Origin of the sequence: Kitasatospora sp. NPDC001547 (assembly GCF_042894165.1) — a bacterium.
Classification (GTDB): Bacteria; Actinomycetota; Actinomycetes; order Streptomycetales; family Streptomycetaceae; genus Kitasatospora.
Genome location: NZ_JBIAVL010000014.1, coordinates 94,942 through 109,509, shown reverse-complemented (window position 1 = coordinate 109,509; position 14,568 = coordinate 94,942). Strand labels below are relative to the sequence as shown.

The 14,568-nt window shown below is 76.9% G+C and carries 6 protein-coding genes; 1 reads left to right on the top strand and 5 read right to left on the bottom strand.

Annotation, left to right across the window (positions count from 1 at the left end; genetic code table 11):
- Positions 1–151 precede the first annotated feature (151 nt).
- From ACFY0X_RS24690 to ACFY0X_RS24670, 5 genes are read right to left on the bottom strand one after another with little or no spacing between them, the layout of a single operon-like run.
- Positions 152–2,173, bottom strand: coding sequence for a hypothetical protein (locus ACFY0X_RS24690; RefSeq protein WP_387757584.1), 2,022 nt, complete (start codon positions 2,171–2,173; stop codon positions 152–154).
- Positions 2,170–5,886 carry a DUF5682 family protein gene (locus ACFY0X_RS24685; RefSeq protein ID WP_387757583.1) on the bottom strand — a complete coding sequence of 1,239 codons (3,717 nt, stop codon included), beginning with the start codon at positions 5,884–5,886 and terminating at the stop codon, positions 2,170–2,172. The genes ACFY0X_RS24690 and ACFY0X_RS24685 overlap by 4 nt, the downstream gene beginning before the upstream one ends.
- Before the next feature lie 4 nt (positions 5,887–5,890).
- Positions 5,891–7,057, bottom strand: a complete 1,167-nt coding sequence (locus ACFY0X_RS24680) for an AAA family ATPase (protein WP_387757581.1) — start codon at positions 7,055–7,057, stop codon at positions 5,891–5,893.
- Positions 7,054–12,153, bottom strand: a complete 5,100-nt coding sequence (locus ACFY0X_RS24675) for a hypothetical protein (protein WP_387757579.1) — start codon at positions 12,151–12,153, stop codon at positions 7,054–7,056. Before ACFY0X_RS24675 ends, ACFY0X_RS24680 begins: the two co-directional genes overlap by 4 nt.
- Positions 12,150–13,007 carry a DUF4132 domain-containing protein gene (locus tag ACFY0X_RS24670; RefSeq protein WP_387757578.1) on the bottom strand — a complete coding sequence of 286 codons (858 nt, stop codon included), beginning with the start codon at positions 13,005–13,007 and terminating at the stop codon, positions 12,150–12,152. Before ACFY0X_RS24670 ends, ACFY0X_RS24675 begins: the two co-directional genes overlap by 4 nt.
- 299 nt (positions 13,008–13,306) lie before the next feature.
- Here ACFY0X_RS24670 and ACFY0X_RS24665 point away from each other — a divergent pair, with 299 nt between their 5' ends.
- Positions 13,307–14,518, top strand: coding sequence for an IS110 family transposase (locus tag ACFY0X_RS24665; protein WP_387757576.1), 1,212 nt, complete (start codon positions 13,307–13,309; stop codon positions 14,516–14,518).
- The last annotated feature ends 50 nt before the right edge of the window (positions 14,519–14,568 follow it).

The window sequence follows — 14,568 nt, the reverse complement described above, 5'->3', positions numbered from 1 at the left end:
ACCCTTCCGTCGCGCTGATCGTGCCGTGTCGTGCCGTGTGCCGGACGAGGCCGTCTGCCAGGTCTCGTCCGGTGTCCTCGATCTACGACAAGTATGCCAGTAGGCGCGGAATATCGGACTGTGCAAATAGTTCGCCTTATACCTCGGCGGTTCACCCCTCCCCGGACCAGGCCGCCGCGCACAGCGCCGTGGCCAGCTCCTCGGTGTAGGAGGCCGCGGCCAGCCAGGCGGTGGCGAAGGCCTCGTGGTCGTCCGTGACGACCCGGCCGAAGACGTCGCGCCGCCGGTTGGCCGCGGCGGCCCGCAGACCGTCGAGGAGTTCCGCGGCGGTGGCCAGTCCGGCGGCGCGCAACAGGGCGCGGTCGGCCGCCGCCGAGGCCTCGCTCGGGGCGAGGGCGTGCCGACCGGTGGTGACCGCCTGCTCGACCCGGCGGCCGAGCACATGGACGGGCGGGCCGTACGGCGCCGGGGCCGTCGGCTGGTCCGCCCGCTCGTCGGCAGGTTGGTCCGCAGGCCGGTCCGTCCGGCCGGGCCCGGTGGGCGGGGCGGTCGCGGGCCAGGCAGTCGCGGGCCCCGCGAGGTCGGCGGTCTGGAGGCGTTCGAGGCCGAGGTTGACCCGGCCGGCCCGGTCCGCGGGCAGGGTGAGCGGGCCGGGGTCGTCCGGGGGTGCGCCGACCGCGAGCAGGTGCAGCTCCGGGCGGTCCGCGCGCTCCAGCCGGCCGATCACCCGCAGCCGTAGGCCGGGCGCGGTGGCGAGCAGCGCGAGGTTCGCCCGGAACGGCAGGTCGGGATGCTCGTGCGCCGGGCGCAGGACGATCACCGGGCCGCCGGCAGCGCCCTGCGCCGAGCCGTCTGCCGGGCCGCCCGTCGTACAACGCGCCAGCAGCTGCGGCGTCCCGCCCGGACCGGCGGGGGCGGTACCCAGCAGCGTGACGTCCAGGAACAGCAGGTCGCTCCCGGCCGGGCGGCTCTCGTACGGCAGCTCCTGCGCCGCGAGTGCCCGGGCCACCTGGGCGGCTGCCGGTTGACTCCAGAGCCGGGCGACCGGATCCGCCGTCCACGCCGCGCCCGCCGCGCGGACCGCCCGCACCGAGGCGCCGGCGCCCAGTCGGCCGCCGGTGGACCTGGTCGCGCCCTGGACGGCCAGCCCGGCGCGGCTGAACTCGCGGTGGCTGAGCGCGGCGTCGCCCAGCCGGAGCGTCCGGTTGCCCGCCCCGACCGCCTGCCGGGCGGCGGCCGCCGCGTCGTCGTGCGGCATCACCTCGGCGATCGAGCTGAGGCGCCCGGTGGCGTCCACCGCCCAGCTGACCGCGCCCGCGTGGGTGGCCGTCAGCACCGGCTCGGCGAACAGGCCGTGGAGCCGCAGACCGCCCTCCTCCCGGTAGGCCTGGCGCGCGGTGCCGCGCAGCTCGGCGACCGGGGCGGCGCCGGTGGCCAGCGCGGTGGTGAGGCCGAGCAGTTCGCGCAGACCGGCCACCAGGTCCACCAGGCGGTGGTCGGGCGCCCCGGAACGCGCCGCCCGGATCCGGGTCGCGACGGTGACCGCAGCCGCGGCCGGGCGGTACAGGCCCGCGAGGCGCGCCCGGTGGGCGGCGCGCAGCAGTTCGGCCTGGGAGACGGCACCGGCCCCGCTCACCCCGGCGGCCAGCACGGCGGCCGCGGCCCCGTGCAGGTGGTGGACGGCGGCGAGTTCGGCGGCGGTGAGGGGGACGGCGGCCGACTGGTCGGCCGGCTCCCCGGGGGTTCCCGGGGCTCCTTCCCGGCCTTCCGCGGCCACCGCCCCGGGGGCGCCGTCGGCACCGCCGCCGGTGCCGCTCCCGGGCTCGGGCTCAGGACCGGGCCCTGACCCGGCCTCGGGCTCGGCACCGGCCTCGGCGAGCGGGCAGAGGGTGACGGCGGCGGCCCGGTGCACACAGGCCGGGGCAAGCAGACAGCCGCAGCGGACGTCGACCTCCCTGGCGACCACCCCGCCCGGGGCGTGCAGCACGAGCACCGTCTCCTCGTCCACCTCCACCCGCCACTCGTCGCCCTCCCGGGCCACCGGCCGCTCCGCCAGCTTCGCCGCCGCGGCGTCCAGCCGCTTCTGCAACCGGGCGCTCAGCCCGGCCACCACCTCGGCGACCACCTCGGGCCGCACGCCCGGCCAGTCACTCGTCCGCGCCGTCACGCTCATCGCACCTTCTCCCCCACCCAGCGGGCCAGTTCCAGCGGGCTCAACGCCGCCACGGGCATTCCGGCCGCGACCAGTCGGCCCGCGACCGCCTTCGAGTAGCGGGCCGTCCCGGTGTCGTCCAGCGCCGCGCAGCCGAGCAGGTGCACCCCGGAGTCCACCAGGGCCCGGGTCTGGGCCAGCAGCCCGCCGACCGGCCCGCCCTCCTCGAAGTCGCTGACCACCGCGATCAGCGTGCGGGACGGCACCGTCACCAGGCTCCGCGCGTAGCGCAGCCCGCGCGCGATGCTGGTGCCGCCGCCGACGCTCACCTCCAGCAGCAGGCTCAGCGGATCGTCCACCCGTTCCGTGAGGTCCAGGACCTCGGTGGAGAAGGCGACGAAGTGGGTGCTCAGCGAGGGCACCCCGGCCAGGATCGAGGCCGTCAGCGCGGCCCACACCGTGGAGGCCTCCATCGACCCGGAGACGTCCACGACCAGGATCAGCCGCCAGTCGTTGGCCTGCCGCGCCCTGGTCCGGAAGACCGGACGCTCGGGCACGATCAGGGTGCCGCCGTCCGGCCCGGGGCGGGCGGTGGCGAGGTTGGCCCGGATGGTCCGGTCCAGGTCCAGCCCGCCGCCCGGGCGGCGCGAGGGGCGCGGGACGGCGATCCCGGTCAGTGCCGGGCGCAGCCGGGTGGCCAGCTCCCGGCTCAGCTCGTCCACCAGGCGCCGCACCAGCGGGCGCAGCCGGGCCACCCGGGCCTCGGGCAGGCCGCCCGCGTGGTCCAGCACGGTGCGCAGCAGGTCGACGGACGGGCGGACGGCGGCCGGGTCGATGGCCTCCAGGACGTCGGTGCGGCCCTGCGCGACGGCGGCGGCCAGTACCTCCTCGCGCACGCCGGGGCCGAACAGCGACTCCAGCTCCTCGGCCCACTCCCGTACACCGGGGTACGGGGCTTCGCGGCCGCCCTTGCCGCCCCGGCTGTCCAGGCCCGGGCCGGAGCCCTCGCCGTGGCCGCTGCCGTACAACTCGTCCAGCGCGGTGGCGAGCCGGGCACTGCGACCGGTCAGGCCCCCGTTGCCGCGGCGGCCGAGGAGCAGCCGCCAGCGCTCGGCGAGGGCGAGGGCGAGGGGCTGGGCGGTCGTGGCGGGGAGCCGCTCCGGGGCCGTGGGGACCGGTGCGACGGCCGAAGACTCCACGGACGCCGGGAGTTCCACGGACGCCGGGGGTTCCGAGAGCTCCGAGGGCAGGAGGCCGCGACGGGCGAGTGCCGCACGCGCCGCGAGGTCCGCGCGCACCCAGCCGGCGAGCGCGGCGGGGCCGGCCTCCTCGGGCAGGGCCGCGAGCCGGGTGCCCAGGCGCTCCTCGACCAGGGCCAGCAGCCGGTCGCGGGCGGCCGGGCTGAGCGTGTCGAAGCCGCCGCGCAGCGCGGGCAGCCGGTCCAGGAAGGCGTCGTCGGGCAGCGAGGTGACCCGCTCCAGCACCGGTTCCAGCGCCTGCGGCGCGGAGTCGAACAGCCCCTCGGCAGCCGTCAGCAGGCCGACCAGCGCCCGCCCGAGCGCGTGCCGCGCCTCCGGGCCGGTCGCGCCGTCCACCCACGAGGCGGCCCGGCCGCCCAGCACCTCGGCCGGCTCCTGACCGAGCAGCACCCGCACCGCACCGGCCGCGCCCCGCACCAACGGGCTCCCCTGCTCGGCGAGTCCGGTCAGCACGTGGGCCAGCCGCACTCCACCGAGCCGGTCCGCCCTGCGCACCAGCTCCACCAGCGCCCGGGCGTCCTGCGGGTCGTCCGACCCGCCCAGGCCCTCCAACTGCCGCACGGCGGCGACGGTGAGCAGCTCGCCTGCGGCGGCGAGGCGGGACCCGCCGCCCGTGGGCCCGGGGAGCGGGCCGGGACCGCTCCCCGCCGCAGGGCCGCCGGCGGAGGCGTGGAGGCCGTCGGCACCCGCCCCGCCCGGCACCGCCTCCCCGGCCGCTGCCGGGTCGGCACCGGCCGGGGAGGCGGTGTCCGTCGCCGCAGCCTCCGGTGCGTAGCCGGGGAAGTGGCCCGCGGTCAGCCGGTCGACCAGCGCCAGCGCGTCGAGGAGTTCGGGGAGGGTGGCGGAGGCGGGGAGGTCGGTGGTGAGCTGGGTGAGTCGGGTCTCCGCGAGGGCCGGGAGGGCGCAGGAGGCGGCGGCGGTGAGGCCGTCGACGATCTCGCGCGGAGTCGGGTCGTCGGTGAGTCGGGTGCGCAGGGCGCCTTCGGCGGCCTGGGCGGGGGTGACGCCGCGGGTGCCGGCGACGGTGAGCATGGCGGCGGTGGCGGGCGTCCAGTGCAGGCGCCAGCGGGTGCCGACGGTCTCGGTGCCGCCGGCGCCGGTGGTGGCGACGGGTTCGGCGTAGGGGACCTCGCAGACGGTGAGGCGGTGCAGCAGGACCTCGCGGCGGCAGTCGAGGTCGCTGCGCAGCGGGTCGAGGCGCAGGTCGCGCGGGCCCGGGTCGGCGGGGCCGGGGAGGCCGAGGCCGGCGAGGAGGGCCTCGACGGCGGGGGCGAGCCCGCTGCGCGGGGCGGCGGGGGTGGGGCGGCCGGTGCGGGTGCCGACCAGGACCTGTTCGAGGGCGCGGGCGACGGCCCGGCCGCGGCCGAGGGGTTCGCCCTGGGCGAGGACGGCCTGCACCGCTTCGACGAGTTCGCCGCGGCCGGGGGCGGCGTGGCCGCGCAGCCGGGCGAGGTCTCCGGCCAGGCGGACGATCTCGCGGGCGTCGGCCGGGCCGCTGGGGTGGTCCTGGGCGCGCAGGGCGGCGCAGATCCGCACGGCGGTGGTGGTGAGCGCCTCCGCGAGGCGTTCGGGGTCGCCGCCGGCGTCCAGGACGGTGTGCTGCCACTCCGGGTCGCGGATGCCCGCCGGGTAGCCGGAGCGGGCGTCGAGCAGCGGGTAGGTGTACGGGATGAGGGACAGCACGTGGCCGGGGTCGTCCGGGTGCGGCGGCTCCTCGGCGGCGAGCGGGCCGTCCAGCAGGGCGGGGGCGTGGAAGGCGCCGATCACGGCGGCGACCCGCCGCCCGCCGGCCGAGGCGGCCCGGATGCGGGCCCGCATCCAGGCCTCGCGGCGCAGGTCGTACGGGTCGACGCCGGGGCCCGTCTCGGCGTCCCGGCGCAGCGCCCAGCCGACCAGCAGCGCGGCGCGCCGGACGGCCTCCGGGGTGGAGCCGGGGGCGGCCGTCTCGACCAGGCGGTCCCACAGGTCCTCGTCGGAGCCGCGGCCGGTGAGGCGGTGGCGCAGCGCGTCGGCGACACCGGGTGCGTCCGGGCGTCCGCCGGTGGCCGGCCGGCCCACCGCGCGGGTGGCGCGGTGGGCGAGCGGGAGGTCGCAGGCGATGGCCTCCACCCCGTTGCGCCGGGCCCAGCGCAGGGCGGCGAGTTCCGGGGAGAAGTCGGCGAACGGGTAGAAGGCGGGCCCGGCCGCCTCCTCGGGCCCGGCCGGGGCCGCGGCGAGGGCGACCGGGGCCTCGGTCGCCTCGTCGGCGAGCCAGCCGAGCCAGGGCTGGAACTCGGCGGGCAGCTCGACCAGGACGGCGTCAGGCCGGGCCGCGTCGAGCAGCGCGGGGACCACCGCGCTGAGGGACGGCGCGTGGTGGCGCACACCGATCAGGTGCGGGCCGGGGCGGCCGGTGCCGGAGGCGGCCAGCCGGTCGGCCTCGGCCCGGACCGCCCGGTCCGCGTCGTCCGGGCGGGTGATCTCCGCGCTGCTCATCGGATCAGGCCTCCAGTGCCGAGCGGAGGTCCCACAGGGTGCGCCAGGTGGCGGCGCCCTGCTCGGCGCGGCGGCGGACCGGGCCGTCCCAGTAGCCGAGCAGCCGGGCCGCGTCGGACGGCTCGTCCTTGCGGACCACGCCGAGGAGCTGGCCGGGCAGCCGGCCGAGCAGGTCCCCGCCGTCCGGCAGGTAGGCGGCGCTGACGCCGAGCGAGGTGGCGACGGAGACCGCCTCGGCGGTGCTCATCACGGTGGACGGGCGTTCGACGTCCCAGCCTTCGGTGGAGCGGCCGGTGCGCAGGTCGCGGAAGGCGGTGACCAGGGCCTCCAGGACGGCGTCGTCCACCGCGTAGGCGGCGCCGGCCCTGGCCACGGCGGCGGTGGACTGGCGGCGGACCAGCTCGACCTCGGCGGCGAGGCTGCCGATCGGGCCGACCGTCTCGAAGTTGAACCGCCGCTTGAGCGCCGCGGACATCTCGCTGACGCCCTTGTCCCGCAGGTTGGCGGTGGCGATCAGGGTGAAGCCGGCCGCGGCGTGCAGCTGCCCGTCCGGGGTGCCGGCCAGCTCGGGGACGGCGATGCGCCGTTCCGAGAGCAGCGAGACCAGGGCGTCCTGCACCTCGGGCAGGCAGCGGGTGACCTCCTCGACCCGGGCGACCGCGCCGGTGGTCATCGCGGTGAGCACCGGCGAGGGGACGAGGGCCTCGCGGCTCGGCCCCTTGGCGAGCAGCAGGGCGTAGTTCCAGCCGTACTTGAGCTGGTCCTCGGTGGTGCCGGCGGTGCCCTGGACGGTGAGCGCGCTGCTGCCGCAGACGGCGGCGGCGAGCAGTTCGGAGAGCATGGACTTGGCGGTGCCGGGCTCGCCGACGAGCAGCAGGCCGCGCTCCCCGGCGAGGGTGACGACGCAGCGCTCGACCAGGGCGCGCTCGCCGACGAACTTCGGCTCGATGACCAGGCCCTTGCGCCCGGCCTTGAGCTTCTCGCCGCCGCTGCCGATCACGAAGGTGACCACGGCGCGCGGGGTCAGGCGCCAGCCGGGCGGGCGCGGGCCGCTGTCGTGGGCGGCCAGGAACTCCAGTTCGGCGGCGTACTTCTCCTCCGGCGGGACGGTCTGCCGGTCCGCGGCGGCGACCGTGGTGGTCGCTCCGGTGGTGGTCTGGTCGGCGGTCATCGGCGGGCCTTCCTGCGCTTGCTGGTCTGGAGCTCTTCGTAACCGGGGGCGTCGCCGTCGACGGTCCGCCGCCAGGCCCGGGCGAACAGCTCGGGGACGGGCAGGGTGACCAGCGCGGGCCGGTGGGTGGGCAGTTCGTACAGGGCGGCCTTCCAGGTCTCGGCCGGCAGCCCGGGGGCCTTGGCCTCCTGCCAGCCGCCGGGCAGGAAGAGGCCGCGGCCGGCCCGGGCGCGCTTGGCCTCCAGCACCAGGCCGCTGGCGGCGAGTTCGGCGCGGGCCTTCTTCAGCCGGGCGGGCTTCCAACCCGTCCAGCGGGCGGCGTTGCGGTCGGTCGGGTCGGGCAGGGCGAGCAACTGGAGGTAGAGCGCGGCCGCGTCCTCGCCCAGGCCGTGGGTGCGGGACACCTCGGCGACCAGCTCGGGGACGGACAGCTGCGGGTTCTGCAGCCAGGCCGGGCCCTCAGCGGGGGCCGGCACCGCGGCGGCGGAGGCGGCCAGCCGCTGCGGCTCCCCGCGCAGCACGGACTCGATGGCCCGCCGTTCGGCCGGGAACCAGTAGCTGCTGGACAGCCCCTCCAGCAGCTCGAGCAGCGGGTCGTCCGGTCCGGTGAGGGCGGCGGGACGCAGCCAGACCCGCTCGGCCTCCTCGTGGTACGGCGTCAGGACGAGCGCCGGTCCGCAGCGGACCAGGCCGTCCCGGTCGGCGCCGCCCTCGGCGGGCAGGCCGAAGTGGGTGCGCAGGACCGCGGACAGCGAGGCGCCCTTGGCGGTGCGCATCAGGTCGAGGTCGAGCAGCAGCTCCGGATCGGCCAGGCGGTCGCGCAGCGCGTCGGCGGCCGTGGGCAGCAGCGGACGCAGTGGGCTGTCGGCGGGCAGGTGGTAGGCGAGCCAGCGCAGCGCGGCGATGGTGGAGCTCAGCGCGCCGGTGTCGGGGACGGCGGAGGCGTCCTCGGGGACCAGCCGCGGGCCGGCCTCGCCCACCTCGGTGAGCCGGAAGCCGGTGCGGCCGGTCAGCCACGGGGTGTGGGCGGGGTTGAGCACCGCCTCGACCGTGTCGATGGACACGCCCTGGACGGTGGCCAGCGCCTCCTCGGGGAGGGTGACGAGCCGCCCGAAGCGGCGGATCCACTCCTCGGCGCCGGCGGCGACGTCCGGCCCGTCGCTCCACAGGGTCTTCGGGTCGGCGGGCAGCAGGGCGCCCCAGACGGCGGCGAGGCCGTCGTGGTCGTGCCGCCGCAGCCACTGCCTGGCCGCCTTGAACTCGGCTGCTTTGAGCTCGAGTTCGGCGGGAACGGGGATGTCCATCCAGTACAGCAGGCCGGACGGCGGGCCGAGCAGCAGGGCGGAGCGGGCGGTGCCGATGCCGGTGAGCCCGCTGAAGGCCTCGGCCCTGGCACCGTCCCACGGCACGGCGTCGCGCAGTGCGGCGAGCTGCTGGAAGGTGGCGATCCAGGCGGCGTCGACCAGTTCCTCGGTGCCGCGCTCCTCGACCGTGGTGAAGTGGGCGACGGGCCCGAACTCCCCGCTCGGGTCGTGGCCGACGGCGAGCCAGTGCACGGTGCCGTCGGTGAACTGCCGCAGGTGGCCGAGGATGACGACGGTGCGCCCGCCGTGCCGCAGCACCTGGCCCTGGCGGCGGACGACCGGTCGGCCGCTGGTGGTGTTCGCGGGCTCCGGGGCCTGCTCGGCGAGGACGATCTCGCGCAGCGTGGCGCCGCGGTCGGCCAGCGGGCCCCTGGTCAGTTCGCCGAGCAGCAGGGCCAGCGAGGAGCGGTGGGCGGGCTCGGTGAACGGCGAGGCCAGCGCGTGGGCCAGCGCGTGGACCCGGCCGAGCAGGCGCAGCCAGCCGTGACTGGCGTCGCCGTTGTGCAGGGTGACGGCGGCGGGGCTGCTCCAGCCCTCGCCGTCGGCGGCGGGCGGGGCGGCCAGCACACCGGTGACGGCGCGCAGGTTGTTGAGCACCCACCAGTGGTCGCCGGAGCCCCAGTTGTTGCCGAAGCCGCCGATCTCGGGCAGCACCGCGCGCACGGCGTCGCGCAGTTCGTGGTCGCGCCCGTGCTCGGGCTGCCACTCGGTGTCCTGCTCCTTGCTCGGGCGCTCGGCCTCCGGCTGGGGGGCGAACCGGGCGACCCGGTCCAGCAGCTGGGCGGCGAGGCGGGCGAGCCCGGCGACGCCGGCCAGCAGCCGCGGGTGCGCGATGCCGGGCAGGATCGCGCCGACCTCCTGGACGGGCAGGGTGCGCGGGCTGCGCCGGGCGAGCGGACGGCGCACGCCCTGGACGGTGAGCCAGCACTGCTCGTCCTCGGGGACCGGCTCGGTGTCGGTCGGCCAGGCGGCGTCGATCAGCCGGGCGGCCTGCTCGGCGGTGACGGTGCGCAGCACCTTCGAGCCCGCCTCGTCGCGCGGGCGCAGGGCGTGCCAGTGCGGGTACGGCGGGACGAGCGGGGTGCCGGCGGCGGAGAGTTCACCGGAGTGGCAGGGGCGCAGGTCGACCGTGCGGTCGGCGTCGCCGGCGAGGTCGGGCAGGTTCAGCGAGAAGTGGCCGCCGGAGGTGTGGCCGACCACCGGGGAGGCCGCGCCGGGCAGGGCGAGCCGGCCGACCGGGAAGGAGCCCGTCCGCTGCGCGGCCGGCGGCAGCACGATGCGCCCGCCGTCGGCGGTGAAGGTGGTGACGGCCCTGCCGGGATCGACCCGGACCCAGTTGCCGAGCACGGTGCCGTCGGTGCCCAGCGGTGTCCCCTCCAGGCCGGGCTGGAGCGGCAGCAGCCAGGTGCTGCGGTGGACCAGCCGGCCGGCCGCGGCGGTGGCGGCGATCACCGGCGGCTCGGCGGTGCGGCCCAGGGTGCCGGTGGCCGGATCGAGTTCGCGCAGCACGGCCTCGCCGCCGGAGCTGCGGCGCGCCGTCCAGTAGCCGGTGCCGTCGCCGAGGACGCGGTGCTCCTCGGGCATCCGGGTGTCGCCGGCGTGCAGCGGTCGCTCGCCGGTGGTGCGGCCGCCGCCGGGCAGCTGGAGGGACGGCGCCTCGGGCTCCCGGTCGCGGTAGTAGTAGCCGGCGATGCTCTCGCCCGTCAGCTCGAACTGCTCGTCCGGTCGGCTGGACCAGTACGCGAGCTGCTTGCCGTCCTGGTACCAGACGACCAGCAGCTCGCCGTCGACCAGGCGCAGCCTGGGCCGGTTGCGCTGGTGCTGCGGCTCGGGCACGCGCAGGGTGTGCTCCAGCACGATGCCCTCCGGGCCGACCACGACGGCCCGGTCGAGGCGGGCGAGGATCAGGTGCGGCCAGGCGTCCTCGATGATCAGGCCGTTCAGGCCGGCGCCGCCCAGGCTCGGGACGGGGTGCTGCGGGGCGTCGTCGGCGGGCGGGTCGGCGAGCTTGCCGAGCGCCTCCTCCAGCGCGGGCCAGCCGAGTTCGTCCAGGATGCCGGCCCGGAGGGCGTCGGTGAGCAGCGCGGCGACGTCGAGGGCGGCGACCCGGTCGGCGACGGCCGGCGCGACCGTCCGGACGGCGGTGCGGTGCTGGCCGAACGAGCGGACCAGGTCGATGGCGCCGGTCAGGCCGCGGGCGGCGAACAGCTCCTCGGCGCGTTCCTCGGCCCACTCGGCGAACAGTTCGTTCAGCAGCGGCAGGGCGGGCACCTCGCGCTTGGCGGCCGTCGCCCAGGCGGCCGGGGTGGCGCGGCGCAGCAGCGGCCGGTAGCGCTCGTCGGCGCCGACGGCGGCGAGCGTGGGGCTGTCGGGGCCGCACTCCGCGACCCAGTCCTGCAGCTCGAAGCCGAGGCCCTCCGGCGGGTCGGCCACCGGCACGCCCGCGGTCAGCAGGAGGTCCAGCAGGTCGATCCTGGTCCGGCTGGCGCGGATGCCGGTGTGGAGGTCCACCGGGACGGCGTCGGCCTTCAGCCGCTCGACCATCCGGCCGGCCAGCGCGATGGTGTCCGGGCAGCTGGGCCGCCGGCTGCGCCAGCCGCGGCCGTGGTGGTGGCACCAGCGCTGGAGCCAGGCGGCGGCGGGTTCGGCGCCCTCGGGGCGGGGGCCGGTGAGCAGGGCCTCGGCGCCGGTCTCGGCGAGGACCGCCAGCCAGGCGGTGTCGTGCGGGCCCGGGTCGGCGGAGGCCGGGTCGGGCAGGAGTTCCAGCAGTCGGGTGCGTACGGCCGCGTCGCCGCGGCCGAGTTCGACCAGCGCGCCGTGCCAGGACTTCCAGAACGCGGCGGGTGCCCGGTTGACCGCCGGGGAGTCCAGCAGCTCGGCGAGCAGCGCCCGTTCGTGCTCGGTGCGGTCCAGCCCGGCGGCCTTGATCAGGGCGCGGGCGTCCTCGGCGACCCCGGCGTACGGGGCCATGCCGGCCGCGGAACGCTCGGTGCACAGCTGGCGGAAGCGCTGCCAGGCGGTCAGCGGGTCGAGCCGCTGGGCGAGCTCCTTGACGTACTGGCGCAGGGACTTGACGGTGAGCGCGCCGGCCAGGGCGAACTCCAGGAAGACGGCGCGCAGCCGCTCCTCGTCCACCGTCAGGCCGTGGGTGCGCTCGGCCTCGCGGGCCTTGCCGAACCAGGCGGCGGCGTAGGTCTGGTTCTCGTGGCGGAGGAAGATCCGGCCGACCTCCTCGCAGAAGGTGGGCAGGAAGTGCGGGACGGCCCGGCCGAGGCGGGTGGCGAGCTCGTCGAAGCCGTCCTTGGCGGCGCCGGGCTTGGAGGTGGCCTGGCGGGCGAGCCGCTCCATCTCCTTGACCAGGGCGAGGGCGTGGTGGCCGTTGGCCGGGTCGTGGACCAGCGCCCAGGCGGGGAAGCCGAGCGCTTCCTGGCGGACCTGGCCGACCTCGGCGGGTGCGGCCTGCGGCGCCAGGCCGAGGAAGTCGAGGGCGAGGTCCTCGGCGGGGCCGAGCGCGCCGGGGACGAGCCGGACGATCCGGCGGCCGTCGAGCGCGGGGTGGGCGTAGCTGCGGGCGGTGAGCACGTCGGCGCCGCTGTCGGGGCGGCCGACGTCGGACAGGGTGCCGATCGGGAGCACGGCTCCGGCGTCGAGCAGCTCCTCGGGCGTGACGGCGGCCGGGTTCGTCGTGGCGGTCGAGTTCGCGACGGCGGCCGGGTTCGTGGTGGCGGTCATTCGGCTTCCTCCCCCTGGATGGTGCGGCCCGCGTACAGGGCGGCGGCCATCCGCATGCCCTCGGACCAGGCGACCGGCCCGACCTCGGTGAGCGGCAGGGCGCGGCCGTCGGGGCCGGCCCAGCTGAGCGCGCCGGTCTCGCACTCGTCGTACTCGTAGTAGTCGCCGGCCCAGACCCGGGCCTCGACGGTGCGTCCGCCCTCGGTGACGGGCTGGACGGCGAAGCCGCCGCGGACCCGGCAGCCGAGCCTGGTGCAGCGCCCGAGCAGCTCGCGCAGCTCCCGGTAGCGGCCGCCGGCGTAGGTGGTGACCTCGGTGTCGGCCGGCAGCTCCGCCGGCCGGTGCCAGACCTCGCGGTAGAGCTGCTGGACGCGCTGGGAGACGCCGAGCTCGACGGCGAACTCGCGCAGCTCGTCGAGGTCCTGGAGCAGGACCGGGTGCGGTATCAGCACCTCGCCGTCGGTGAGGCGCACGGTGTCGCCGTCCAGGTCGACCAGGCCGAGGCCGCGCTCGGCGTCGGCGCCGCGCAGGAAGCCGGCCACGGAACCGTCGGTGGCGGTGACCACGAGGTCCTTCAGGACGCCCTGCCAGGCCTCGTCCGGCCACACCGCGGTGAGCACGGCGGCGGGCACCGGCAGCGAGCGGACCATCCAGCGCTCGACGTCCTGTCGGCAACCCCGCTCGTGCGCGGCCAGCCACTCGGCCAGCTGCTTGAGCTGGGTGACCACCGGGTCGTCACCGAGCTTCGACGGTACGGACTTGAGGTCGCGGCCCGCCGCGTTGCGGCACACCACCCTGCCCTCCCCGTCGAGCGCGACGCGGTACCCTCCCGCGCCCGTCTCCACCCATGCCACGGCCGTACTCCTCCCACCGGGGAAACACCTGTCGATCGCCTGCTGACCAGCGATGCGAGGAACGTAGCGAGGCCCACTGACACTGATACTGCTAGCGGGTCCCTGGTGGTCGTGGCTCTGCCACTGACTGACGCCCTGCTGGGCTGTCCTCGCGTTGTTCTGTCCGGCTGCCGGGGCCCGTTCCGAAGGCCCCGGCCGGGCGGAGCATGACCTCATAGGAGCCTGGCCAGAGGCCCCCTCAGTGTCCTGTCTGCCCCACCCGACCGGAGGCCGCCTCCGGCAAGGAAGGCAGTACCAGCATGACAGGACCGGTCACACATGCCCCGGGCGAGACGGTGTTCGGCGGTGTCGACTCCCACGCCGACACGATCCACCTCGCGGTGATCACCGACCACGGCGGCCACGTCGCCGACGCTAAGTTCCCCACCGGCCAAGCCGGTTGCACAGCCGCGGTTGCCTTCCTGACCGCCCACGGCACGGTCGCCGCAGTCGGAGTGGAGGGCACCGCCTCCTACGGGGCCGGCTTCACCCGCGCCGCCCGCCGAGCCGGCCTGACCGTGGTCGAGGTCAACCGCCCCGACCGGGCCGAACGCCGCCGAATCGGCAAGTCCGACCCCATCGACGCCTACGCCGCCGCCCGCGCGGCCCTGTCCGGACGCGCCGACTCCGCCCCCAAGGACGACACTGTCTCCGGCATACGCGCCCTGCACAACACGGCCCGCTCCGCCGTCAAGGCCCGCACCGCCGCCCTCAACCAGATCACCCACATCCTCATCACCGCACCCGAGAGCGTCCGCACCCGATACGGCACACTCAAGACGGCCGAGCGCACCGACGCCCTGGCCCGGCTGCGGCCGGCCGGGGACGCCATCCACACCGCGGTCCTGACCGCGCTCAAGAGCCTCGCCCGGCGCGTCAAGGACCTCACCGCCGAGCACCAGGCCCTCACCAAGGCCCTCGACGACCTGGTCAGCGCCCACAACCCCGGCCTGCGGGCCGCCCACGGCGTCGGACCCGACACCGCAGCCCAGCTGCTGATCACGGCCGGCGGCAACCCCGAACGCCTACGCACCGAGGCCGCGTTCGCCGCCCTCTGCGGAGCCGCACCGGTGCCCGCCTCCAGCGGCAGGACCAACCGGCACCGCCTCTCGCGCGGCGGGGACCGGGCAGCCAACGCCGCCCTCTACCGCATCGCCCTGGTCCGCATGTCCAGCGACTCCCGCACCCGCGAGTATGTGGCACGACAGACCGCCGCCGGCCGAACGAAGAAGGAGATCATCCGGCTCCTGAAACGGGCCATCGCCCGGGAGGTGTTCCGCTGCCTGACCACCACGGTCACCGTCCCCGGCATCGCCGATCTGCGGCCACTGCGGCAGTCGAAGAACATCACCCTCACCGCCGTCGCCAACCACTTCGGGGTCTGGCCCGCCACCATCTCCACCCTCGAACGCGGCATCCGCCGAGACGACGACCTCGCCAACGCCTACCGAGACTGGCTCACCGCCGCTTGACAGCCAATAGGAGCATCAACGCGACGGGCGGGGTGAACCTGGGCCCTGAC

What these genes read in the sequence shown, in the direction of transcription:
- ACFY0X_RS24690 (WP_387757584.1), bottom strand. Translation starts at nt 2,173, where the DNA reads ATGAGCGTGACGGCGCGGACGAGTGACTGGCCGGGCGTGCGGCCCGAG.
- ACFY0X_RS24685 (WP_387757583.1), bottom strand. Translation starts at nt 5,886, where the DNA reads ATGAGCAGCGCGGAGATCACCCGCCCGGACGACGCGGACCGGGCGGTC.
- ACFY0X_RS24680 (WP_387757581.1), bottom strand. Translation starts at nt 7,057, where the DNA reads ATGACCGCCGACCAGACCACCACCGGAGCGACCACCACGGTCGCCGCC.
- ACFY0X_RS24675 (WP_387757579.1), bottom strand. Translation starts at nt 12,153, where the DNA reads ATGACCGCCACCACGAACCCGGCCGCCGTCGCGAACTCGACCGCCACG.
- ACFY0X_RS24665 (WP_387757576.1), top strand. Translation starts at nt 13,307, where the DNA reads ATGACAGGACCGGTCACACATGCCCCGGGCGAGACGGTGTTCGGCGGT.